The following is a 22,012-nucleotide window of genomic DNA, read 5'->3' as shown; positions in this document are numbered from 1 at the left end:
AATTGCCCGATTTGGCTGTGGCTACAGTTGTAACATTCTCTTTTTTTTTCAGCCTGTTAGCCAGTTCGCAATGGCGCTGTCTGCACTGAGCCGATCCCAGAACCACATCAACGCTTTGCCCTGGTCCTCTGCATGTCTGGCCAGATAAAGCGTAACGGGTTGGCGGGCTGCCTGAACCTCTTTAATGATGAGCTCTCCCTCTTCCAGCTGAGTGCTGATTCTTGCAAGCGGCAACCAGCCTACGCCCAGACCCGCGACCTGTATGGCGATCTTCTGGTCGATGTTGGCGACCGTCAGGGTTCGTTGCCGATGGAATATGCCTGCGTGTCCCGGTGGTAGTGATCGCGATGTGTCCGCCGCGACGGCCGCCGGATAACTCGAGATTTCTTCCTCCGAAAGGGGCGCTTCGGCGTTTGCCAGGGGGTGGCCAGACGCTACTGCAAATCCAAACGGCATGTTGCCCAGGGGCTTTGTGGTGTAGTTTCCGGCGGGTTTGCTGACATTATCTGCACCGATTATCAGGTCTACCCGGCGGCTTTGCAGGGCGTCCCAGGTTCCGGCAAAGACTTCCTCAACGATCTGGACATCCACTGGTACACCAAGCGCATAGAACTCCTCGATTGCCGGAAACAGGCATTCTGCCGGCAACAGGGAATTAAAGCCTATGCGCAGCCTGGTTTCCCAGCCCTGGGCTACCTGACGGGTAGTGTGTGCGAGGTTCTCCGCCGCCTCCAGCAGGGTGCGGCCCTCTTCCAGCAGGTACCGTCCCGCGGGCGTCAGGCGCGCGCGATGGCCCGTGCGATCGAATAGGGCAACGTTGAGGTCTTCTTCCAGCTTCTGCACGGTGTAGCTAATCGCCGAGGGGACGCGGAAAAGTTCATTGGCGGCTCCGGCAAAACTGCCTTTGCGGTCGATGGCATCAAGGACTTTCAGGGCGTCTATGGTGATGGCTGTGTGCATGTTCGAATTATCTGAAGTTGTTGGCCAGAAATGCTTGTTTGAGAGGGTAGCAGGGTCGCGGGTATTCTGCCTGTTAAATTAATGGCCCCGGTGAAAGCGGATGAAAATCGTCACTGGAAGGCCGGATTTGATTAATTCAGATTTTCTGAGGAGATTTTTCATGGGCCTGTTAGTCGACGGTCAGTGGCATGATCAGTGGTATGACACAGACAAGAGCGGTGGCAAATTTGAACGGGAGGCTGCCCGATTCCGGAACTGGGTGACACATGATGGTTCTCCGGGGCCGGACGGTGAGGGTGGCTTCAAGGCTGAGTCCGGTCGTTATCATCTCTATGTGTCCATGGCGTGTCCGTGGGCTCATCGCACGTTGATTTTCAGGAAGCTCAAAGGGCTGGAAAAGCATGTTTCGGCCTCGGTGGTGCATCCCGATATGATGGAGAACGGCTGGGAGTTCCGGCCAGACAGTGAGCCGCATCGTGACCACCTACATGGCTTCCGATTCATGCACCAGGTCTACACCAAAGCCGCGCCCGGGTACTCAGGCCGGGTGACAGTGCCGGTGCTCTGGGACAAGGAGAAGCAGACAATTGCGAGTAATGAATCCGCCGAGATCATCCGGATGTTCAATTCTGCCTTTAATGAACTTGACGGTGTTCGTTCCGACCTGGATTTCTGCCCCGAGGAGCTTCAGGGGGAGATCGAAAGAGTGAATGCCCGGGTCTATGACACGGTTAACAACGGTGTCTACAAGGCGGGTTTTGCAACCGCCCAGGATAAATATGAGGACGCCTACAAAGCGCTGTTCGATTCGCTGGATTGGCTTGAGGAGCGGTTGTCGGGGCAGCGGTACCTGGTGGGTGGCCAGTTAACCGAGGCAGACTGGCGCCTGTTTACCACGTTGATCCGGTTTGATGCGGTCTACTTCGGCCATTTCAAATGCAATCGGCAGAGGATCACCGATTTCCCGGCACTTTCCGCCTATGTGCGGGACCTGTATCAGGTTCACGGTGTGGCGGAAACGGTGGATATCGGGCAGATAAAACGTCATTACTACGTGAGTCAGCGAACCATCAATCCGACGCAGATTGTGCCGGTTGGCCCTGAGCTGGACTTTGACGCCCCCCACGGGCGCGAGCGCTTGAGCTGAGATCCGGGACGGGTCAGATGAAGCCGTTCATCTGACCCCGTGGTCAAATCAGCTTACTCGGGCAACAGCAACGTCGGTCAGCAGCTCCATGGCTTCTTTATGGCTTGAGTCTGGCAGGGATCTCAGGCACGCCTTCGCCAGGTTGGCTTGTTCCCGCGCTGTTGTCATGGTGTATTCAATCGCGCCTGAGCGCTCAACAATGTCCAGAATACGTGGCAGGTCGTCCAGTCCGCCCTTGCGGATGGCCTGGCGAATCAGTTGACGCTCTTCTTCAGGACAATGGGCCATGGCATAGATCAGGGGCAGGGTGGTCTTGCCTTCGGCCAGATCATCACCGACATTCTTGCCCATGGCCTCGGCATCGCCCTGGTAGTCGAGTACATCGTCCACCAGCTGGAAAGCCAGGCCCAGGTGTTTTCCGTAACCTTTCAGTCCCAGCTCCTGCTCTGCATTGGCATTGGCTAGCAGCGACCCGGTGTGGGAGGCGGCTTCGAACAGCATGGCGGTCTTGTTGTGGATGACCTTCATATACTGGTCTTCGGTCAGGTCGGGATTCTTCACGTTCATCAGTTGCATCACTTCGCCTTCAGCGATCACGGCTGTGGCGTGGGACAGCACGTCCATAATGCTCAGGCTTTTCAGTTCGACCATCATCTCGAAAGCCCGGGCGTAGAGGAAATCACCTACCAGTACACTTGGCGCGTTGCCCCAGCGGGCATTTGCGGTGCTCCGCCCGCGGCGCATGTCTGAAGTGTCCACCACGTCGTCGTGCAGCAGGGTGGCGGTGTGCAGGAATTCGATCACCGCCGCGAGCTTGAGGTGATCGTCGTGTTCGTAACCGACCGCCTGACTGGAGAGTAGAACCAGTAAGGGTCTCAAGCGCTTACCGCCGCTTTCAATGATGTATTGGGCAATTTTTTCCACCAGAGGAACATCTGAGGAAAGCCGCTGGATGATCAGATCATTAACGCGGCTGAAGTCGTCGGCCACTGTGTCGTGAATACGCTGGGCTGTCATACGGCTTGTAGATCCCTTGCTGGTGTAGTCGTCAGTGTGATTGCTGATGTTGAAAGGCAGGACGCGGCAATGCTAGGTATTGCCGCGGGTAGTGTCAACTTGGCTTGTGTTGCGGTGCGACTTTTCGTACAATCACGCGCCCAACTCATCCCAACCTGCGCTCCCTGCTATAGGGTCGCCAGAGCGCCTCCCTTAGAACCAGGTGGATAAGAGCAGGGATGGGTCAATCGTGGAGAACGAGCAAATGTACGCAGTTATTGTTAGCGGTGGCAAACAGCACCGTGTGAAAGAAGGCGAAACCCTGAAGCTGGAAAAGCTGGAAGTTGAAACCGGTGGCAACGTTGAGTTCGATCGCGTTCTGCTGATTGCCGATGGCGACAAGGTTCAGGTAGGCGCGCCGGTTGTTGATGGTGCCAAAGTGACTGCAGAAGTGGTAAGCCACGGGCGTCATGACAAGATCAATATCATCAAGTTCCGTCGTCGGAAGCATCACATGAAGCGTCAGGGCCACCGTCAGTGGTTTACTGAAGTCAAGATCACGGGTATCAAGGGCTGAGGCTCTCGAATTACCCCTTAAATAAGGAGGCTGGTAATGGCTCATAAAAAGGCAGCAGGTAGTACCCGTAACGGTCGCGATTCCGAGTCGAAACGACTTGGTGTGAAGCGCTACGGCGGCGAGTCTGTATCTGCAGGCAGCATCATCATTCGTCAGCGCGGTACACGTTTCCACGCTGGTAGCAACGTAGGCATTGGCAAGGACCACACTCTGTTTGCGAAAGCAGACGGACAGGTGAAGTTCGAGACCAAAGGCCCACAGAGCCGTAAGTTCGTGAGCATCGTTCCGGCTGCGTAAGCAGCGGCGATCCGGTTCTGTCGAACCTTGGGTGGTGCTGATATCCTGATATTGTCAGGCACTCAGAGCCATCCGGAGCCCCGCAAAGCTTCCTTGAGGCTGCGGGGCTTTTTAGTTTATGCGCATAGCGCAAAGGGTTGATTCATGAAATTCGTAGACGAAGCCACCATCATTGTGGAAGCCGGAAAGGGCGGTCACGGCTGTCTCAGTTTCCGGCGTGAAAAGTATGTTCCCAAGGGTGGCCCCGACGGCGGCGACGGGGGCGATGGTGGTTCCGTGTATCTGGAAGCTGAGGAGTCACTCAATACACTGATCGACTACCGCTTTCAGCGCAAACACAAAGCCCAGAACGGTGAGCCCGGTTCCGGTCGCAACTGCACCGGCAACAAGGGTGAAGAGCTGGTTCTGCCGGTTCCGGTGGGTACCACGGTTGTAGATATGGACACCCATGAGGTGCTTGGGGATCTGACCCATGCCGGTCAGCGTCTGAAAGTCGCTCAGGGTGGTTTTCATGGGCTGGGCAATACTCGATTCAAATCGTCGGTGAACCGTGCGCCTCGTCAGACCACAAAAGGCTCCGAGGGTGAGTTGCGCAACCTGCGACTGGAGCTGAAGGTGTTGGCGGATGTGGGGCTTCTGGGTATGCCCAATGCCGGCAAGTCCACCTTTATTCGTTCCGTCTCTGCCGCGCGTCCAAAGGTGGCGGATTATCCGTTCACCACGCTGGTGCCCAACCTGGGTGTCGTCAGTGTGCAGGCGCATCAGAGCTTTGTGATCGCCGATATTCCTGGGTTGATTGAAGGGGCCGCCGAAGGTGCCGGGCTTGGTATCCGGTTTCTCAAGCACCTTGTTCGTACTCGCCTGCTTTTGCACCTGGTAGACGTGGCGCCGTTCGATGGCTCTTCTCCCGTCGATGCGGTCAAGGCCATTGAGCACGAACTGGAGAAATTCAGCGAGACCCTGGCCAATCGCCCAAGATGGCTTGTGTTGAACAAGGTGGACATGGTGGCCGAGGAAGACCGCGACGGTCATTGTCAGGCAATTGTCGATGAGCTCGGCTGGGAAGGGCCGGTGTTCTGGATTTCTGCGCTCAGTGGTGAGGGGACCAAGCCCCTGGCTCAGGCCGTTATGCGCTGGATTGAGCTGCAGGCTGAGGAAGAGGCTCAGAATCCCGAGTTCGCCGAGCGTGAAGCTGATCGGCGTCGGCAAATGGATGATGAAGCTCGGGCTCGTATCGAAGCCGAGCGCCAGGCCCGACGCGCCGCCCGCGAAGAGGGTGATGACGACGACTTTGACGACGATGATTACGACGTCGAAGTGGTTTACGCGCCGGAATAAAGCAGATTGGGTGCCAGAGAGACCGCTTAAACACCATGACTGAACGCGTGCAGTTGCGCCGGGCTCGTCGCCTGGTAATCAAGATCGGAAGCGCATTGCTGACCAACGACGGCCGGGGCCTGGATGAGGCGGCCCTCGGTTTGTGGGTGGATCAGATTGCCGAGCTGATCGACGAGGGTGTGGAAGTGGTTGTGGTCTCCTCCGGCTCGGTCGCGGTGGGGATGAGTCGGCTTGGTTTGACGGCGAGGCCCGAGCAGTTGCACGAGCTTCAGGCGGCTGCGGCTATCGGTCAGATGGGCCTGGTGCAAACCTGGGAGGCTCAGTTCAAGCGGCACGATATCCATGCTGCCCAGATTTTGCTGACCCATGACGACCTTTCGGACCGCAAGCGTTATCTCAACGGCCGAAGCACCCTCAGGGCTCTGTTGGATTTCGGGGTTGTACCTATCGTCAATGAGAACGATACCGTGGTTACCGACGAGATCCGGTTTGGCGACAACGATACCCTTGGGGCTCTCGTTGCCAATCTGATTGAAGCGGATGGTCTGATTATTCTGACAGATCAGCTTGGGTTGTTTGATAGCGATCCCAGGAAGAATGCTGATGCACGGCTGGTGACCGAGCGCAGGGCTGGCGACCAGGAGCTTGATGCCATGGCTGGTGGTGGTGCGGGAGCGCTCGGTCGCGGAGGTATGCAGACAAAACTGCGAGCGGCGCGTCTGGCGGCCCGTTCTGGTGCTTTTACTGTGATTGTGGGTGGTCGAATTGAGGGGGTGATTGGCCGGCTAAGGCAGGGGGATGTCATTGGAACCCTGCTGCTGCCGGAGCAGGGCAGGATTGCCGCGCGCAAGCAGTGGCTGGCGAGTCATCTCAAGACTCGGGGTAGATTGACGCTGGATGCCGGTGCCGTGAAAGTGCTTTGTCGGGGTGGTCGCAGCCTTCTGCCTGTAGGCGTGAAAAGCGTCGAGGGTAAGTTCCGTCGCGGCGAAATGGTTTCCTGTGTCGATGAATCTGGCGCGGAGGTCGCGCGTGGGCTGGTCAATTACGATGCAAGTGAGGCCAGAGCGATTGCCGGACGTTCCAGCGACCGAATTGCAGATGTTCTGGGGTACATCTATGGTGAGGAGATGATTCATCGAGACAATATGGTGATCGTCTGATGACTGTTTGCCCATAAAAAAACCGGCCAGATGGCCGGTTTTTTTGTGCCTGATGCGAGCAGCTTATGCGCTCTTCAGGGACTTGATCTTGGCGCTCAGGCGGCTCTTGTGACGAGCAACCTTGTTCTTTGCGAAGATGCCTTTGTTGACCATGCTGTCCAGGATCGGCTGGGCCTGCTGGAAAGCTGCCTTGGCTTCTTCGTAGTTGCCGGCTTCGATCTTGGATTGAATCTTTTTCATGTAAGTACGAGCCATGGAACGCAGGCTTGCATTGTGCTTGCGGTTCTTCTCGTTCTGACGTGCGCGCTTCTTGGCTTGCGGGGTATTTGCCACCGTAAAACTCCTGAAAATCTCAAATTCGTTGCTGAATGATTCGTTACATCGCGGGCGCGCCAAAACCAGCGCGTCGAAATAAATGACGCGGAACTATGCCGCTCATACCTCGAAATGTCAAGGCCAAAACCCATTTCATCCCCCGACGCAGAAGGCCTGTGGTAAACTCGCCGCTCACTGAATGCGGGTGGTTGTATCGGGAAGCAGGTAATTCCCGAAATGCCCGACTCTATAGGAACTTTAGAATGTCAGACCAGAGCCTGCATGTCGTCGGAACCTGAATCAGTCCCTGAACAGAAGCATTTGCCCAGGGCGCCGGGCCTGCTGAGGTCGTCGGGGCTGGTGGGTATTATGACCATGCTGTCCCGGGTGCTTGGCCTGGTTCGGGATATGGTAATTGCCCGCTATTTCGGCGCCGGCGCCGGGGCGGATGCCTTTTTTGTCGCTTTCAAAATTCCAAATTTCCTGCGCCGACTGTTTGCTGAAGGCGCCTTTTCCCAGGCGTTTGTTCCGGTATTGTCATCGTACCGGGAGAATCAATCTCTCTCGGAGGTCCGGCGTCTGGTCAATGCCGTGGCTGGCTCACTCGGGCTGGTGTTGCTGGGGGTTACGCTGGTTGCCATGCTTGGGGCGCCGGTTCTGACGGCGGTTTTTGCGCCTGGATTTCTGGACGATGACGTCAAATTTGCGCTGACCAGCGACATGCTGCGCATTACCTTTCCGTATTTGCTGCTGATCTCTCTGACCGCTTTCGCTGGCGGCATCCTCAACAGCTACGACCGGTTTGCTGTGCCCGCATTTACTCCGGTGCTGCTGAATCTGGCCATGATTGCCGCAGCCATCTGGCTCACGCCGTTGATGGATGAGCCGGTCATGGCTCTGGCCTGGGGAGTGTTTATTGCTGGTGCCTTGCAGTTGTTCTTCCAGCTGCCTTTTCTAATGCGTCTGGGGTTGATGCCAAGACCGCGGGTGGATTATCGACACGATGGCGTCAGCCGGATTCTCAAGTTGATGGCACCCGCTTTGTTCGGGGTGTCGGTCAGTCAGATCAATCTGCTGCTCGATACTGTTCTGGCTTCCTTTCTCCAGACGGGCAGTGTGTCCTGGCTTTATTATTCTGACCGACTCTCGGAGCTCCCGTTGGGTGTTTTCGGCATAGCCATTGCGACGGTGATTCTGCCCAGCCTGTCCCGTAAGCATGCGGCGGCTTCTTCGGACCAGTTTGCGGCAACTCTGGACTGGGCGGTTCGGGCGGTGCTGTTGATTGGCCTGCCCGCAGCGCTGGCACTTGCGCTTCTGGCTGAGCAGTTGATCGCCACTTTGTTCCATTACGGCGAGGTGACAGATCGTGATGTGGCGATGTCGGCTCAGAGTTTGCGAGCCTATTCAGCCGGGCTCATGGCATTCATGCTGATCAAGGTTCTGGCGCCCGGTTTTTTTGCCAGGGAAGACACCAGGACGCCGGTCAAGATAGGCATTGTTGCCATGGTGGCTAACATGGTGTTCAACCTGATCCTGATTTTTCCGTTGGCTCACGCCGGCCTGGCGCTTGCCACCTCCCTCTCGGCCTGGCTGAATGGCTACCTCTTGTGGCGGGGCTTGCGCAAAGAAGGTGCGTGGCAGAGTCAGCCGGGCTGGCCTCGTTTTCTGATGCAGCTCCTGTTTGCCAACGGCGCGCTGGCCGTCACCATTATCTGGCTAAAAGCTCCGGTGGCGGTGTGGTTGGCAAGTGGTGGGTATCAGCGGGCGGCGGATATGGCATTGCTGGTTGGGGCGGGCGTATCGGTTTACTTCGTTGCGTTGGCGCTGGCAGGGGTACGGGTAAGACATTTCCGCCACAGGTAAGGTATAATCGCGCGTTTTCTCACCAGCGCTGCGGTAAAAGTAAGCGCTGAAAGCCAGCTGGCAATTGAAGGTTCGCATTGCATGCGTCTGATCCGGGGCCTGACCAACCTGAAAATGATTTCCCGTCGGGAGGACTCACCGCTCGCGAATGGATGCGTTGCGACCATTGGGAATTTTGACGGTGTGCATCTGGGCCACAAGACCATTATTGATCAGGTCAAAAGTAAGGCGGAAGCTCTTGGTGTGCCTTCTGTGGTCATGATTTTTGAGCCGCAGGCGAGGGAGTTTTTCCAGGGCCTGGATGCCCCGCCAAGGCTGATGGGCTTCCGTCAGAAATTTGAGTCCCTCCTGGCCGAGGGTATTGATATTGTGCTCTGCCTGCGTTTCAACGGCGCGTTCCGTAGCTACTCAGCCATGGGCTTTGTTGAAGATGTGCTGATTCAGGGGCTGGCGGTCCGGCATCTGGTGGTGGGAGACGATTTCCGGTTTGGCTGCGACCGGGCCGGAGACTTCACTCTTCTGGCCAAGGTGGGCGAAGAAGCCGGTTTTACCGTCGAGAGCACCCGAACGGTCGCATTGGATGACGAGCGCGTGAGTAGTACCCGTGTCCGGGAGCTGCTGACGGTGAATGGACTGGAGCAGGCAGAGTCGCTTCTGGGGCACCCATACAGAATCCGGGGTCGGGTTGTTTACGGGCGTCAACTGGGGCGTCAGATCGGCGCACCGACTGCGAACATTCTTTTGCACCGGGCGCCCGCACTTCGCGGGGTGTATGTGGTTGCCGCTACGTTGGATGATGGCACCGTATATGATGGTGTTGCCAACATCGGGGTTCGTCCCACCGTTGATGGCAAACAGCCGTCTCTGGAAGTGCACCTGTTTGATTTTGCTGGCACACTTTATGGACAGCATCTGGAGGTGGCATTCCGGCATGGCCTGCGGGACGAGGAGAAATTCGCGTCTGTGGATGCACTGAAAGAACAGATAGCCCGGGATTTTGAACACGCCCGTGCATGGATTGTCGAGCACGGCTCCGTGAAAGACGCGGATTGAAACGCCCTGCTGCGCCCCAACAAATAAACGACTGACCAAAACTGACCAAGACCAAAAGAGTACGCACACAAACCATGAGCGACTACAAGCACACTCTGAATCTGCCGGAAACCGCCTTCCCCATGCGCGGTAACCTGGCCAAGCGCGAGCCGGAAATGCTCAAACGCTGGCAGGATCTCGATGTCTACGGCAACCTGCGTAAGCAGCGGGAAGGGCGGGACAAGTTTATTCTTCATGATGGCCCTCCCTACGCCAACGGCAGCATTCACATTGGTCATGCGGTCAACAAGATTCTCAAGGATATGATCGTCAAATCCCGAAGTTTCATGGGTTATGACGCGCCATACGTACCGGGCTGGGACTGCCACGGTCTGCCCATCGAGCACAAGGTGGAGCAGGAAATTGGCAAGGCGGGCGTTAAGGTGGATTACAAGACCTTCCGCCAGGCCTGTCGCGATTATGCAACCAAACAGATTGCCGGTCAGAAAGCCGACTTTATCCGCCTGGGAGTGATGGGCGAGTGGGACAAGCCTTACCTGACCATGGATCCGAAGGTAGAGGCAGGCATTGTCCGTGCCCTTGGAAAAATCGTCGCCAAGGGCCATCTGGTGCGTGGTTACAAGCCGGTTTACTGGAGTGTGGTGGGTCAGTCCGCACTGGCAGAAGCCGAGGTGGAGTATCAGGACAAAACCTCTACCCAGATCGATGTGCGTTTTACCGCCGTTGATCAGGCGGGCGCGCTCTCACTGTTTGGCACCGATAGTGGCGATGGCGATGTGTCCGTTGTTATCTGGACCACCACCCCATGGACCATTCCGGCTAACCAGGCCGTTTCCCTGAATGCGGATCTGGACTACGCGTTAGTGCAGGCCGATGTGGGACAAGGGCCTGAGCGAATGATTCTGGCGGCCGACATGGTCGAAGGCATCATGGCCCGCTGGCAGGTTGAAGGCTACGAGGTGCTGGCGACCTGTTCCGGCGCCAATCTGGAACACCTGATGCTCCAGCACCCGATCTATGATAAGCAGGTGCCGGTCATCCTTGGCGATCACGTCTCCACAGATGCCGGTACCGGCGCTGTCCACACTGCGCCCGATCACGGGATGGAAGATTTTGAGGTTGGCAAGGCCTACAACATCGACACCATCAATCTGGTGCAGGCTGATGGCACCTATACCTCGGCTGCGGGTGAGCTGGCAGGGGTGCACGTATACAAGGCGGATGAGCCGGTTTGCAGTGCACTTGAGCGAGAAGGCAAGCTGGTTCGTTCCGAGAAATTCCGTCACAGCTATCCTCATTGCTGGCGAACCAAGACCCCGCTGATCTACCGGGCAACGCCGCAGTGGTTTATCAGCATGGACAAGCAAAACCTCCGGGCGGACGCTCTTGAGGCTATCAAAGGTGTGCGCTGGGTGCCGTCCTGGGGTCAGAATCGTATCGAAGCCATGTTTAACCAGTCCCCCGACTGGTGCATTTCCCGTCAGCGTACCTGGGGCGTACCCATCACCCTGTTTATCCACAAGGAAACTCAGGAGTTGCATCCGGACACCCAGAGCCTGATCGAGAAGGTGGCCGAACAGATCGAGGAAGGCGGAATTGATGCCTGGTACGAGCTGGATGGTGCTTCTCTGTTAGGCAGTGATGCTGATCAGTACGAAAAGGTGACGGATACCCTGGATGTCTGGTTTGATTCCGGCGTGACCCACGAGTCGGTGCTGCGGGTTCGCGAAGAGCTGGGTCAGTTCCCTGCAGACATGTACCTGGAGGGGTCCGATCAGCATCGTGGCTGGTTCCAGTCTTCCCTTAAGACTTCTATTGCCATGAACGGCGTTGCTCCGTACCGGCAAGTTCTGACCCACGGTTTTACCGTCGATGGTAAGGGCCACAAGATGTCCAAGTCCCTGGGGAACGTGATCGCGCCTCAGGAGGTTATGAACGAACTGGGTGCCGACATATTGCGCCTCTGGGTGGCGGCGACCGATTACAGCGGGGAGATGACGGTCTCGAAAGATATCCTCCGTCAGACCGCCGACGGCTATCGCCGGATCCGGAACACCTCCCGCTTCCTGTTGAGCAACCTGTCCGGATTTGATCCGGAGCAGCACATGGTCGCGCCCGATGACATGCTGGCCCTCGATCGCTGGATGGTAGACCGGGCTCTGCAGTTGCAGGAAGAGCTTCATGAAGACTATGGCAACTATGCCTTCCTGAGGATCTACCAGAAGGTGTACAACTTCTGCGAGGCCACCCTGGGTGGTTTCTATCTGGATATCATCAAGGATCGGCAGTACACCACCCAGGCTGACAGTCTGGCACGTCGTTCCTGTCAGACTGCCCTGTATCATGTTGCCGAGGCGCTGGTTCGCTGGATTGCCCCGATTCTCAGCTTTACTGCTGATGAAATCTGGCAACACCTGCCGGGGAAACGTGGCGACACCGTGTTCTACGAAACCTGGTACGAAGGCCTGACCGCGATGCCGGACAACGCCGAACTTGGTCGCGACTACTGGCGCGAGATGTACAGCGTGAAAGAAGCCGTTAACAAGTGCCTGGAAGAGGCAAGGGCGCGGGGTGAAATCAAAGGTTCCCTGAGTGCGGAAGTGACCCTCTTCTGTGAAGGTGATCTCGCAGCGGATCTGAAGCACCTTGGCGAGGAGCTGCGCTTCGTGCTGATCACCTCTGAGGCCAGCGTGAAGCCGGTGGCGGAGGCCGGAGATGCGGAAATGACTTCGCATGAGGGGCTGCGGGTCAAGGTAACGCCGGCCACTTACACCAAGTGCGAGCGCTGCTGGCACCACCGGGAAGACGTAGGGCGCAATGCCAAGTACGACGACCTTTGTGGTCGCTGTGTGACCAACGTCGAAGGGCCTGGCGAAGCCCGCGCTTACGCCTGATGGAAGCCACCATGACGGAGCAGGTCGCCGGGAGCAAACTGAAGTGGCTGTGGCTGGCGGTGCTGGTGATCGTCCTGGATCTGGGCACCAAGGCCATGGCCACCGCCATGCTGACCTACGGTGATCCGGTTCCGGTGATTCCCATGTTCAACCTGACGCTGCTTCACAACACCGGAGCCGCGTTCAGTTTCCTGGCCGAAGCGGCGGGTTGGCAGCGCTGGTTCTTCGTAACCCTGGCCCTGGTGGTCAGCGTTGTGCTGATCTACTGGCTGAAAAATCTGCAGCGTCATGAAACCTGGACCGCCATTGCCATCGTACTCATACTTGGCGGCGCCCTGGGCAATGTCTACGACCGGGTGGTGCATGGCTACGTCGTCGACTTCCTGCATTTCTACTGGCAGGACTGGCACTTTCCCGCCTTTAACCTGGCCGACACCGCCATAACCATCGGTGCTGGCATGATGATCCTTGATATGTTTCGCAAACCCGCCGGTTCCGGTGGGGACGCAGAAAGGAGTGAGTAACTCGTATGAACGAACTGCCTGTCGACAAGGGGACCCGGGTCAAGCTGCATTTTGCGCTCAAGTTCTCTGATGGCGAAGTGATTGACTCCACCTTTGAGAAAGAGCCGGCCTCCCTGGAAATCGGTGATGACAACCTGCCGGAAAACTTCGAAGCCTACCTGATGGGCATGAAGGCCGGCGACAGGGACAGTTTCGAGGTTCCACCAGAAAAAGCCTTTGGTCAGTACAATCCGAACAATGTTCAGACATTCAAGCGCCACGAGTTCAGTCCTGACATGGTGCTTGAGCCGGGAGTAATGATCTCCTTCGCCGATGCGCGCCAGAGCGAGCTACCTGGAGTTGTCAGCCGTGTAGAAGGTGATGAAGTGGAGGTGGATTTCAATCACCCCCTGGCAGGGCGTACACTGACGTTTGAGGTTGAGATCATTGATGTGGAGCCGGTCGGACCGGCCCACTAAACGGGGTAGAGGGCTATATGCAGATCCGACTCGCCAACCCACGAGGTTTTTGTGCCGGTGTGGACCGCGCCATTGAAATTGTGAACCGGGCGCTGGACGTGTTCGGCGCGCCGATCTACGTTCGTCACGAAGTGGTTCACAACAAGTTTGTGGTTAATAACCTTCGCAACCGCGGTGCGGTTTTTGTAGACGAACTGGATGAAGTCCCGGACGACAGGCTCGTTATCTTCAGTGCTCACGGCGTCTCCCAGGCGGTTCAGAATGAGGCGGCCCGTCGGGGCCTTAAAGTCTTCGATGCCACCTGCCCGCTGGTCACCAAAGTCCACCTGGAAGTGATGCGCTACAGTCGTGACGGGCGCGAGTGCGTTTTGATCGGTCACCATGGTCACCCGGAGGTTGAGGGCACCATGGGGCAGTACGACCACAGCAACGGCGGCGAGATCTACCTCGTGGAGAACGAGGAAGATGTGGCGACGCTGGAGGTGAAAGACCCGGCGAAACTCTCCTATGTTACCCAGACGACCTTATCCATGGATGACACCGCCAGGGTGATTGACGCGCTGCGCAGGAAATTTCCGGAGATCCAGGGGCCGCGCAAGGATGACATCTGCTATGCCACCCAGAACCGCCAGGATGCAGTGAAGCAGTTAGCGGGCGATTGTGATCTGATGTTGGTGGTGGGGTCCCCGAACAGTTCCAATTCGAACCGCCTGCGTGAACTGGCGGAACGGATGGGCACCCCGGCCCATCTGATTGATGAGGCCTCCCAGATCCATCCCGACTGGCTGCAAGGTAAAACTTCTGTGGGTGTTACCGCTGGCGCCTCGGCGCCTGAAGTGCTGGTGAACGATGTGATTACTCGCCTCCAGGAGCTTGGCGGCAGTGTTCCTGAGGAAATTGCCGGGCGTGAGGAGAATATTGTGTTCTCAATGCCGAAAGAGCTCAGGATAGACGCGGTCAACGTCTGACCGGGGGGAGGCTTTTGCCTCCTCCGCTCCGAGCCCCCCCCTGTTCCTTCCTGCCCAGATCGCCTCAAAATGAGCAATCTGTCACATTTCGTGCTCTTGTTGACCGTTCATTCCAGTCACAAAGCCGCTCGTCGCATTTCAATACCCACAAATCTGAAGAATCAGTAATCTGCCTGATGAGAAACTATTAAGAGGCTGGGGGCATGAAGCCAAAGCATTCAGGATTCACACTGATCGAGTTGATGATCGTCGTTGTGCTGATATCAATCATCGCAACCATCGCGGTTCCCGGATTTCAGTCCATGATTGAGTCCAATCGATTGACGTCGACAGCAAACGGCACCTTGGGGCTGCTGAACTACGCGCGCTCAGAGGCAGTGAAGCGTGGTGAGCCTGTTCAGGTGCAGCCGCGAAATGGAGATTTGAAGGAAGGTCTGGAGGTCCGGCTGGTATCGGCCGAGTCAACTGCCGATCCTATTCGGGTGAGCGACAAGATGCCAGGCGACGTCACTCTCACAATACCGTCGCCAGGTACTCTGCCAATGCTGTTCAGTGGCAGGGGAGAAAGACTGGGTGACAACAATGTTACTTACCGTCTTTGCCCCGGTAATGGCAGGCCTGGTGTTGATATTGTCGTGAACAGAGGCGGTCAAGCCAACCGGGCTGAGACTGATCCGGGGTGTTCGTGATGTCTGTAGAAGCTGGCATGAATCATCACAAAAAGGTGGTGGGTATGAGAACAAAACAGAACGGTGTGACCATGATCGAAGTGATGGTCGCTGTGCTTGTCCTGGCAGTTGGATTGTTGGGGGTTGCTGGCATGCAGACAGTTTCCATACAACAAACACAGGGTGCCGACAAACGATCCGTGGCAGTGCTCCATCTTCAAAGCATTGCAGATGAAATCAGATCGGAAAAATCAGTTGGTGATATATCAGACTGGACAGCGGCTCTTCAGAAAGACCTGGGTGCAAACGCAGAATTAAATATCGAGACATCAACGGTTGGCATCTATCGTCAGGCCACGATTAGTGTCGAGTGGGAAGGGAGGGCTTCCATCTGGGACGGTTCCGACGCCGATGACCTCTCCGCTAACACCTTCGATTTGATTGTGAGGTACATGCCATGACGCTGAACGTCACACTTGAAAAGCGCCAGCAAGGTTTGTCAATTGTTGAGCTGATGATCGCGTTACTGCTGGGGTCGCTGCTGGTTGGCGGGCTTGTTCAGATTCTGACGTCCAACAGTCAGGCCTTTCGTATGGCGGAGGCCACAGCGCGGACCCAGGAGTTTGGGCGTATTGCCTCTGAAATGATCAGCCGTGAGGCGAGGGGCGCCGGCTACTTCGGCTGTAATTCCGATCAGATGGTAAACAATCTGGATGTTGACCCGGACGACGATGACTATAACTGGGATCCGGGAGTAGGAATCAGTTCTGAGAACTCTCTCCGTCCTGCTGCAGCGATATCAGGAACAGATTTCATATTTTTCAGCGGGCTTGACGGCGGTGGCCTGGAAATTTCCGCGAGTTCACCGCCAACATCGGCGTCCACGAAGGTGCGGAGCAGAGGAGGTGCAAACCCCAACAGTTTCCTGAGTGACGGAGATGTGATTGCAATCGCTGACTGTCAGGGCGTCGATATTGTTCAGATCACGAACATCAGTGGTGGCGGTGACGATTCGGAAGTGACACTGGTTACAAATAGTGGCTCCGGGGAGTCTCCCGGTAACGACTTCACCAACAACACCTGCAGCAATACCGGCAACGGAGGCGCTGGAAACAACTGCCTTTCAAATGACTACGGCATCGGCGCTCAGATTTTCAAGCCGTACGACAGGACCTATTACATCGGTACCAGTGCGACGACTGGTGAGCCTGCGTTAATGATGCTTGAGCTGAGCAATGGTGCACTGCAGGCCCATGAAATGGTTGAGGGGGTCGTTGATATGCAGGTGCGCTACGGTCTGTCTGTCGACAAATTTCAGGCAGTGGATCGTTGGGAGGACGCTACCGCCATGGCAGCTTCTGACTGGGAGCAAATCAGGGCAGTGAGAGTCAGCCTGCTTGTTCGTGGCGGATCCGATAACGTTTTCGAAGACCCGGCCTCTTTGTGCTATCCGGCCTGGACAGATTGCACGAGCGGCAATAATTACACGGCGCCGGAGGGTGATAGCCATATGTATCGCGCTTACGAGTTCACAACCAATGTTCGCAACAAGTCAAACTGAAGGGGGCCCTATGATGTACAGGCAAAAGGGCATAGCCCTCTTGATGTCACTGATTATTCTATTGGTTTTATCGCTGTTGGCTACGTCCTCTATGCAGAACTCTGTCATGCAGGAACGTATGTCAAACTCCAGCCGGGAAGGTCTGATCACGCTTGAGGCCGCTGAAGCCGCCTTGAGGGAGATTGAAGACAGCCTTGAATCGCTGGATAGCCTGGAAAATTTCGGCGAGCTCAATGAAGACGAAGATGACTACAGTTCAGACCCCGAGGACGGCTGGCATTGGGCCGGATTTGCTCCGCCCGTATTGGATGACGCTACCTGGGAAGACGATGAACTGGTTTTAAAAGCAGATCCGGTAGATGGCCTGGAGCCCAAATATTTCATTGAGTATCTCGGCCGGGTATCGGTATTGCCCGGTGCCGTAGGTGATCGGAGCCTCAGAAATCTGAACTTTGAGGGTACCGGGGATACCTATGGGGGTGGTGGTGCTGCTGGACCTGGAGACTCTGAAATATCGGTTCAGGCCGAATCCATGCGAATTGTTGTAATGGCCATTGGGCCATCAGAACAAAGCCGGAAAATCATTGAAAGCTATTATTTTATCAGCGCCAATAATATTGAGTCTTCTGAAGGATGAGGATGGCAGCTATGTTCAAACAATTTAAAGCTCGGGTAGCGACTCTGGGCATGATCATGATTCTCCCGGTATCTGGTTGGGGGGATGTCAACTTTTCCCATAAGCCGTTGATGGCAGGCGGAGGGGTAGACCCCAACTTGATGTTCATGTTGGATGATTCTGGATCGATGCTATGGGGGTATATGCCAGATGGTCTTATCGGTCAGGCAGATTTTAGCGGAAACTGTTATTCGAATTCCTCTTATGCAGGATTGAACCCCTACCGCTGCCGGATCAGCGGCAACCGCTTTCTGGCATCGAGCTATCTCAACAAGGTTTATTACAATCCTGATATTCAGTACGTGCCTCCACTGAGGGCAGACGGTACTAGTATGGATACGGCTGATTTTACCAACGCAGCCGCAGACGGTTATTCCTCATCCTCGGCGAGAGTTAATCTATCGAATAACTTTCGAGCGATTATGGACCCGTACAGTTACGGGGGGCGGGGGTTTACGCTAACTGAAAACGGCGCTAACGCCGAGGCTGCGTTCTATTACAACTTTTCAGGCAGCGGCTGGTGCACCAGTAACCCATATAATGACGGTTGTTATAACAAGATAGTCGTCGGAACCGCTGAGCGTGAAAATTTCGCGAACTGGTTCTCCTACTACAGAACGCGTGAAATGGCCGCGAAGGCCGGCATTGGCACTGTATTCGCCAACCCTGATCTCAGCGACCAATTCCGTCTCGGATGGGGGCGGATCAACAAAGGTAACGGAACGGTTGATGACGCTTCCGGGATCCGAGGGGTGCTCGAGGGTGTGAGGCCTTTCGAGGACGTGAGGGAAGACTTCATTGACTGGCTTTATGGCGAAAATGCAGGAGGATCAACACCTCTTTTGTCTGCCCTGGAAGGTGCTGGTGAGTACTTCAGGAAAAGCGAAAGGGCATGGCTGGAAACCCCGTCTCAATCGAAAAGCACTGGAAACCCGGCCAGAGAATGTCGCATTTCAGCTACGATGCTGATGACTGACGGTTATTACAGTACGAGTTCAAGTGCACGTGCAAATTTGAACGAACATGCTGATGGTTCCGATGGGCCTGTGTATACGAGTGACGGAAATTCCGCCGGGTACGTGGCGGAAGCTCCCTATTCGGACAACTTCAACAGTTGGGTGACGTTGGGAGATATTGCGGCCTATTACTGGAAGAATGACCTGAGACCCGATATCGATAATTTTGTCCCGACTACGGATGCCGTCGAAGACGTTAACAATGATGGCACCCGTGAAACGCTCGCCGATCCTGCCTTCTGGCAACACATGATGACGTTTGGCATTGGGTTCGGCGTCGAGGGGTCTGTGTCCCGCGATGAAGCGATATCTGCGGCACTTAATGGCACTCCGATTGACTGGTGGGGCGGGAGCAGCAATGAAGATAAAATCAATGACTTGCTTCATGCGTCAGTCAACGGACGAGGCGATTTCTTTAGTGCTGGTGACCCGGCCACTTTCCAGGTAGAGCTGCAGGACCTTCTGGACCGTTATTTGGGAATGGCCGGTTCTGCGTCGGGGGTTGATTTCAACGTTGCAACCATCGAGGCCGACGACGCCTTGATTTTCTCAAGCAAGTTTGATCCGAACGGGTGGTCTGGGGAGCTGGAGGCAAGGACCGTTACGAAGGGGAGTTCAGGGAGTCCGGCGGAAGTCGAAGACAGCGTAGCCTGGTCTGCAAGAGCGGCACTCGACAGCTTGGATCCGGACGAGCGGGTAGTGTTGACGTACAATTCTGACGATGGCGAAGGCGTTGCATTCAGGTCTGAATCGACGTTCTGGGGTAACCTGGATACAGCGCAGAAGTCGGATCTGGCAGTTGATGCCGATGACGCGTTTGCTAAAAAGCGGTTGGACTATTTAAGGGGCAAGCGTAAAGCGACGTTCGAATCGGAAAACAATGGTGATGGCAGTTTGTTCCGTCAGCGCCAGCATCTGCTTGGCACAATGGTCAATTCAACACCACGATTCGTGGGTGCGCCGGATTCCAGTTGGCCCAACGACAGTACAATAGGAGACGGGCTCTACACCGTTTTCCATAACGAAAAGATTGATCGCACGCCTGTCGTATATGTTGGCGCCAACGATGGCATGCTGCACGGTTTCAAGGCAACCGATTACGCTGAGGGCGGCGGCAGTGAGGTCTTGGCGTACGTACCTTCGTTCATATCTTCCACGGAAGAGGAAGAAGGTTTGCACTACCTGACAGAGCCAGGGTATGACCACCGGTTCTATGTGGACCTGAATCTTGAGGTCGTCGACGTCTACTCGAAAGGACGGGAGAATGGACCGGCCGACTGGAGAACGGTTCTGATTGGTGGTGCCCGAGCTGGTGCCAAAGGTATTTTTGCGCTTGATATCACCAATCCGGATGAATTCTCTGAGGATAACGCAGACGAACTTGTTCTCTGGGAGTTCACCCATCCGGACCTCGGGTATATCACCGAACCTCCTCAGGTCGCCCTGATGCGCTGGCCGGACAAGAAGGTTAGATGGACTGTCTTTGTTCCGACAGGTTATAACTCGGGCAAGACAGGGTTCTTTATGCTGGACCTCGAGGGTGGGCTCGACGGCAAGTGGAGCAACAGTGAGGTTGAATACCACTCCTTCGAATCAGGCGGAACGGGCCTCTCTCCGCTGACTCTGGTTGATACGGATCTTGAAACCGGTGAGCCCGATTACCTGGTTGATCGTGTTTATGCAGGTGATCTGGATGGAAATCTGTGGGTCGCTGAAATTGATGTGGATGGTGTTGTTGATACGGCACATGACGGAAGAGCCTATTTCAATACCGGCGGTGAGCCGATTACATCAGCACCTGCTGTCGGGTTGGGTGGAGAGAACAGTGGAACGGATCCGAATCTGATGATTCTGTTCGGCACTGGCAAGTATCTTGAAAGTGGTGATCATGGCTATACAGGGGACCGGCATTTCTATTCGGTTCACGAGGTCACCGATGTGAACTATACACTCACCAAAAATGACCTGCTGAACGTCGGTTGGAAGAACCTGGGTTCAGGTGATCGCCAGATTAACGACGGAGAAGATGACCGCGTTGATTACCAGGTCGATAGAGGGTGGTATGTGGAGTTACCGACATCGGGTGAGCGCGTGGTTAATTATCCGATTATTCGGGGAGAGTACGTGTACGTTAATACCTTGATTCCAGGCTCCGATCCATGCCTGGGCGGTGGTGACGGATGGGTGCTTGGCTTCGAGATCATTCGGGCGAAGGGCAGTACACCTGTCTACAAGGCCTTCGCGAACTATGAGTCTGATGTGGCAGGGATCCATGTGGATGGCGGGACGCCCTCGCAGCTGGCAACCTGGGGCAGCTTGCTGACCTTTGGAACTAGCGGTGGTGGGGCTGGCTTTATCGAGCTGGATCCTTTTGATGACGTACTCGGTCGTAAAGGCTGGAGGGAGATCACAGAATGATGAATTCAAAGCTCCCGGAGTGGGGACGTAGCCGCGGGTTTACGCTGATTGAGGTGATGATCGTGGTGGTCATTATCGGCATCATTGCCTCGATAGCCTACCCGTCCTATCGAAACAACATGCTGGCCACCCACAGAACCAATGCTCAGGCAGATCTGATGGAGCTGGCCCAGTGGATGGAAAGAAAGTACTTGCAGCAGAACTATGACTACACCGGAGGTGGTACGCCAACGTTACCTCAGACTCAGTCTCCGGAGTCGGGGACGGCGATGTACAATCTCACGCTCAGTGCAGTTGCCAAGAACAGTTTCACGTTGGTTGCCACGCCCGTTGGTGGGCAGGGAGATGACCGCTGTGGAACACTGACCCTTGAGCAATCAGGAGAAAAGGGCGCCGCCGAGTCGGATTGTTGGTAAGTCCGAAACGGTGGCTTGAGTTCTCAGCATTGCAGTAGTTTGCCATTTGCTTTGTCAGGGATGCCGTCTCCATTGGTATCCTTGGCAATCCGAATGGTTCCGCCTTTTCGGATAACAAAATGTACGGCTTTTCGGGGATTCTTGTCGTCAGGGCACCAGGTTATGTTGCCAAGGTCACTCAGGATTCTGCCGTCAGGGCGGTACTGGAAAAAGCTCTTGTGTAAGGAGGCGGCCTTCAGAAAGCCTCTCTTGGGTGGCATTAACACATGAACCACATGATCTTTGGAGGACAGCTTCCGTTTGTTGCCGGGATCCCGGAACAGCGTCAGCGGTTTGCTCCAGTCTTTTCCGCAGCTTCCTGTGGTCGTCAGGGGACACAGGGTGAGGACGGTGCCTGTAAGTACCGATCGCTCGCGCCCCATCGCCAGGAAGCCGAGAATGTCGTTCACAACGGCTCGTTGCTGAGAATTGTCTACAAGGTTCTGAGTTGCCGGAAACGCGATAGTGGCCAGAGTAATGATTATGACTGTGACAACGGCCAGCTCGATGAGGCTGAAGGCTCGTTGCGGCTGCTTTAACGTGATCATCCTTGATCCTATTGTTGGCTTTCATCCTGAAAGCGCGTGTCTGAAGATCTCCTTCTGAGAGCTGGGACGTTAACAAGTCTTCGTGTTGGAAATCAGAGGATCAGAGAGAGGATCCGTGTA

General features: G+C 55.7%; 21 protein-coding genes. 17 read left to right on the top strand and 4 right to left on the bottom strand.

All coding sequences use genetic code 11. The features are described from left to right. Window positions 1-48 precede the first annotated feature (48 nt). Complete coding sequence (locus tag KO499_RS01020; protein WP_215981903.1) at window positions 49-960, bottom strand: LysR substrate-binding domain-containing protein; 912 nt, start codon at window positions 958-960, stop codon at window positions 49-51. Window positions 961-1,120: 160 nt separating this feature from the next. Here KO499_RS01020 and KO499_RS01015 point away from each other — a divergent pair, with 160 nt between their 5' ends. After that, window positions 1,121-2,107, top strand: coding sequence for a glutathione S-transferase family protein (locus KO499_RS01015; RefSeq protein ID WP_215981902.1), 987 nt, complete (start codon window positions 1,121-1,123; stop codon window positions 2,105-2,107). A 48-nt stretch (window positions 2,108-2,155) separates the two neighbouring features. On the opposite strand, the gene ispB is transcribed toward KO499_RS01015, so the two are convergent. Then, complete coding sequence (gene ispB / locus KO499_RS01010; RefSeq protein WP_215981901.1) at window positions 2,156-3,124, bottom strand: octaprenyl diphosphate synthase; 969 nt, start codon at window positions 3,122-3,124, stop codon at window positions 2,156-2,158. Window positions 3,125-3,368: 244 nt separating this feature from the next. Between ispB and rplU the strand changes: the two genes are divergently transcribed. From rplU to proB, 4 genes are all read left to right on the top strand, one after another. Then, window positions 3,369-3,680, top strand: a complete 312-nt coding sequence (gene rplU / locus KO499_RS01005) for a 50S ribosomal protein L21 (protein WP_215981900.1) — start codon at window positions 3,369-3,371, stop codon at window positions 3,678-3,680. 36 nt (window positions 3,681-3,716) lie between these two features. After that, on the top strand, window positions 3,717-3,977 hold the full coding sequence (rpmA, locus tag KO499_RS01000; RefSeq protein WP_215981899.1) for a 50S ribosomal protein L27: 261 nt from the start codon (window positions 3,717-3,719) through the stop codon (window positions 3,975-3,977). Between the two features lie 144 nt (window positions 3,978-4,121). Further along, window positions 4,122-5,315 (top strand): Obg family GTPase CgtA, encoded by a 1,194-nt coding sequence (gene cgtA / locus KO499_RS00995; protein WP_215981898.1) that lies wholly within the window; start codon window positions 4,122-4,124, stop codon window positions 5,313-5,315. A 35-nt stretch (window positions 5,316-5,350) separates the two neighbouring features. After that, window positions 5,351-6,475, top strand: a complete 1,125-nt coding sequence (proB, locus tag KO499_RS00990) for a glutamate 5-kinase (protein ID WP_215981897.1) — start codon at window positions 5,351-5,353, stop codon at window positions 6,473-6,475. Window positions 6,476-6,538: 63 nt separating this feature from the next. Here the strand turns inward: proB and rpsT are convergent, their stop codons facing one another. Beyond that, window positions 6,539-6,808: a 30S ribosomal protein S20 gene (rpsT, locus tag KO499_RS00985; protein WP_215981896.1), complete on the bottom strand. Its 270-nt coding sequence runs from the start codon at window positions 6,806-6,808 to the stop codon at window positions 6,539-6,541. A 264-nt stretch (window positions 6,809-7,072) separates the two neighbouring features. On the opposite strand from rpsT, the gene murJ reads away from it, so the two are divergent. From murJ to KO499_RS00925, 12 genes are all read left to right on the top strand, one after another. Further along, a complete protein-coding gene (gene murJ, locus KO499_RS00980; protein ID WP_215981895.1) occupies window positions 7,073-8,653 on the top strand; it encodes a murein biosynthesis integral membrane protein MurJ in 1,581 nt (526 codons plus the stop codon). Window positions 8,654-8,734: 81 nt separating this feature from the next. Beyond that, window positions 8,735-9,706, top strand: a complete 972-nt coding sequence (gene ribF / locus KO499_RS00975) for a bifunctional riboflavin kinase/FAD synthetase (RefSeq protein WP_215981894.1) — start codon at window positions 8,735-8,737, stop codon at window positions 9,704-9,706. A gap of 74 nt (window positions 9,707-9,780) precedes the next feature. Continuing rightward, window positions 9,781-12,600: an isoleucine--tRNA ligase gene (ileS, locus tag KO499_RS00970; protein WP_215981893.1), complete on the top strand. Its 2,820-nt coding sequence runs from the start codon at window positions 9,781-9,783 to the stop codon at window positions 12,598-12,600. Continuing rightward, window positions 12,600-13,124 (top strand): signal peptidase II, encoded by a 525-nt coding sequence (lspA, locus tag KO499_RS00965; RefSeq protein WP_215981892.1) that lies wholly within the window; start codon window positions 12,600-12,602, stop codon window positions 13,122-13,124. Before ileS ends, lspA begins: the two co-directional genes overlap by 1 nt. 5 nt (window positions 13,125-13,129) lie before the next feature. After that, a complete protein-coding gene (gene fkpB / locus KO499_RS00960; RefSeq protein ID WP_215981891.1) occupies window positions 13,130-13,582 on the top strand; it encodes an FKBP-type peptidyl-prolyl cis-trans isomerase in 453 nt (150 codons plus the stop codon). A gap of 17 nt (window positions 13,583-13,599) precedes the next feature. After that, window positions 13,600-14,550, top strand: a complete 951-nt coding sequence (gene ispH / locus KO499_RS00955) for a 4-hydroxy-3-methylbut-2-enyl diphosphate reductase (RefSeq protein WP_215981890.1) — start codon at window positions 13,600-13,602, stop codon at window positions 14,548-14,550. Between the two features lie 203 nt (window positions 14,551-14,753). Then, window positions 14,754-15,239, top strand: coding sequence for a GspH/FimT family pseudopilin (locus KO499_RS19695; RefSeq protein ID WP_323133301.1), 486 nt, complete (start codon window positions 14,754-14,756; stop codon window positions 15,237-15,239). Beyond that, window positions 15,239-15,679, top strand: a complete 441-nt coding sequence (gene pilV / locus KO499_RS00945; RefSeq protein ID WP_215981889.1) for a type IV pilus modification protein PilV — start codon at window positions 15,239-15,241, stop codon at window positions 15,677-15,679. Before KO499_RS19695 ends, pilV begins: the two co-directional genes overlap by 1 nt. After that, window positions 15,676-16,779, top strand: coding sequence for a PilW family protein (locus KO499_RS00940; RefSeq protein ID WP_215982001.1), 1,104 nt, complete (start codon window positions 15,676-15,678; stop codon window positions 16,777-16,779). Before pilV ends, KO499_RS00940 begins: the two co-directional genes overlap by 4 nt. Continuing rightward, complete coding sequence (locus KO499_RS00935; RefSeq protein ID WP_323133300.1) at window positions 16,757-17,416, top strand: pilus assembly PilX family protein; 660 nt, start codon at window positions 16,757-16,759, stop codon at window positions 17,414-17,416. The genes KO499_RS00940 and KO499_RS00935 overlap by 23 nt, the downstream gene beginning before the upstream one ends. 11 nt (window positions 17,417-17,427) lie before the next feature. Continuing rightward, on the top strand, window positions 17,428-20,889 hold the full coding sequence (locus tag KO499_RS00930; protein ID WP_215981887.1) for a pilus assembly protein: 3,462 nt from the start codon (window positions 17,428-17,430) through the stop codon (window positions 20,887-20,889). After that, window positions 20,886-21,305, top strand: a complete 420-nt coding sequence (locus KO499_RS00925) for a type IV pilin protein (protein WP_323133299.1) — start codon at window positions 20,886-20,888, stop codon at window positions 21,303-21,305. The genes KO499_RS00930 and KO499_RS00925 overlap by 4 nt, the downstream gene beginning before the upstream one ends. 23 nt (window positions 21,306-21,328) lie before the next feature. Here KO499_RS00925 and KO499_RS00920 read toward each other — a convergent pair whose 3' ends face one another. Next, entirely contained in the window at window positions 21,329-21,892 is a 564-nt protein-coding gene (locus tag KO499_RS00920; protein WP_215981886.1) for a pilus assembly FimT family protein, read from the bottom strand. Window positions 21,893-22,012 lie beyond the last annotated feature (120 nt).

Source organism: Marinobacter sp. F3R08, from assembly GCF_018860425.1.
Classification (GTDB): domain Bacteria; phylum Pseudomonadota; class Gammaproteobacteria; order Pseudomonadales; family Oleiphilaceae; genus Marinobacter.
The sequence above is the reverse complement of the archived record's forward strand: the minus strand, read 5'-3'. Positions and strand labels throughout refer to the sequence as shown.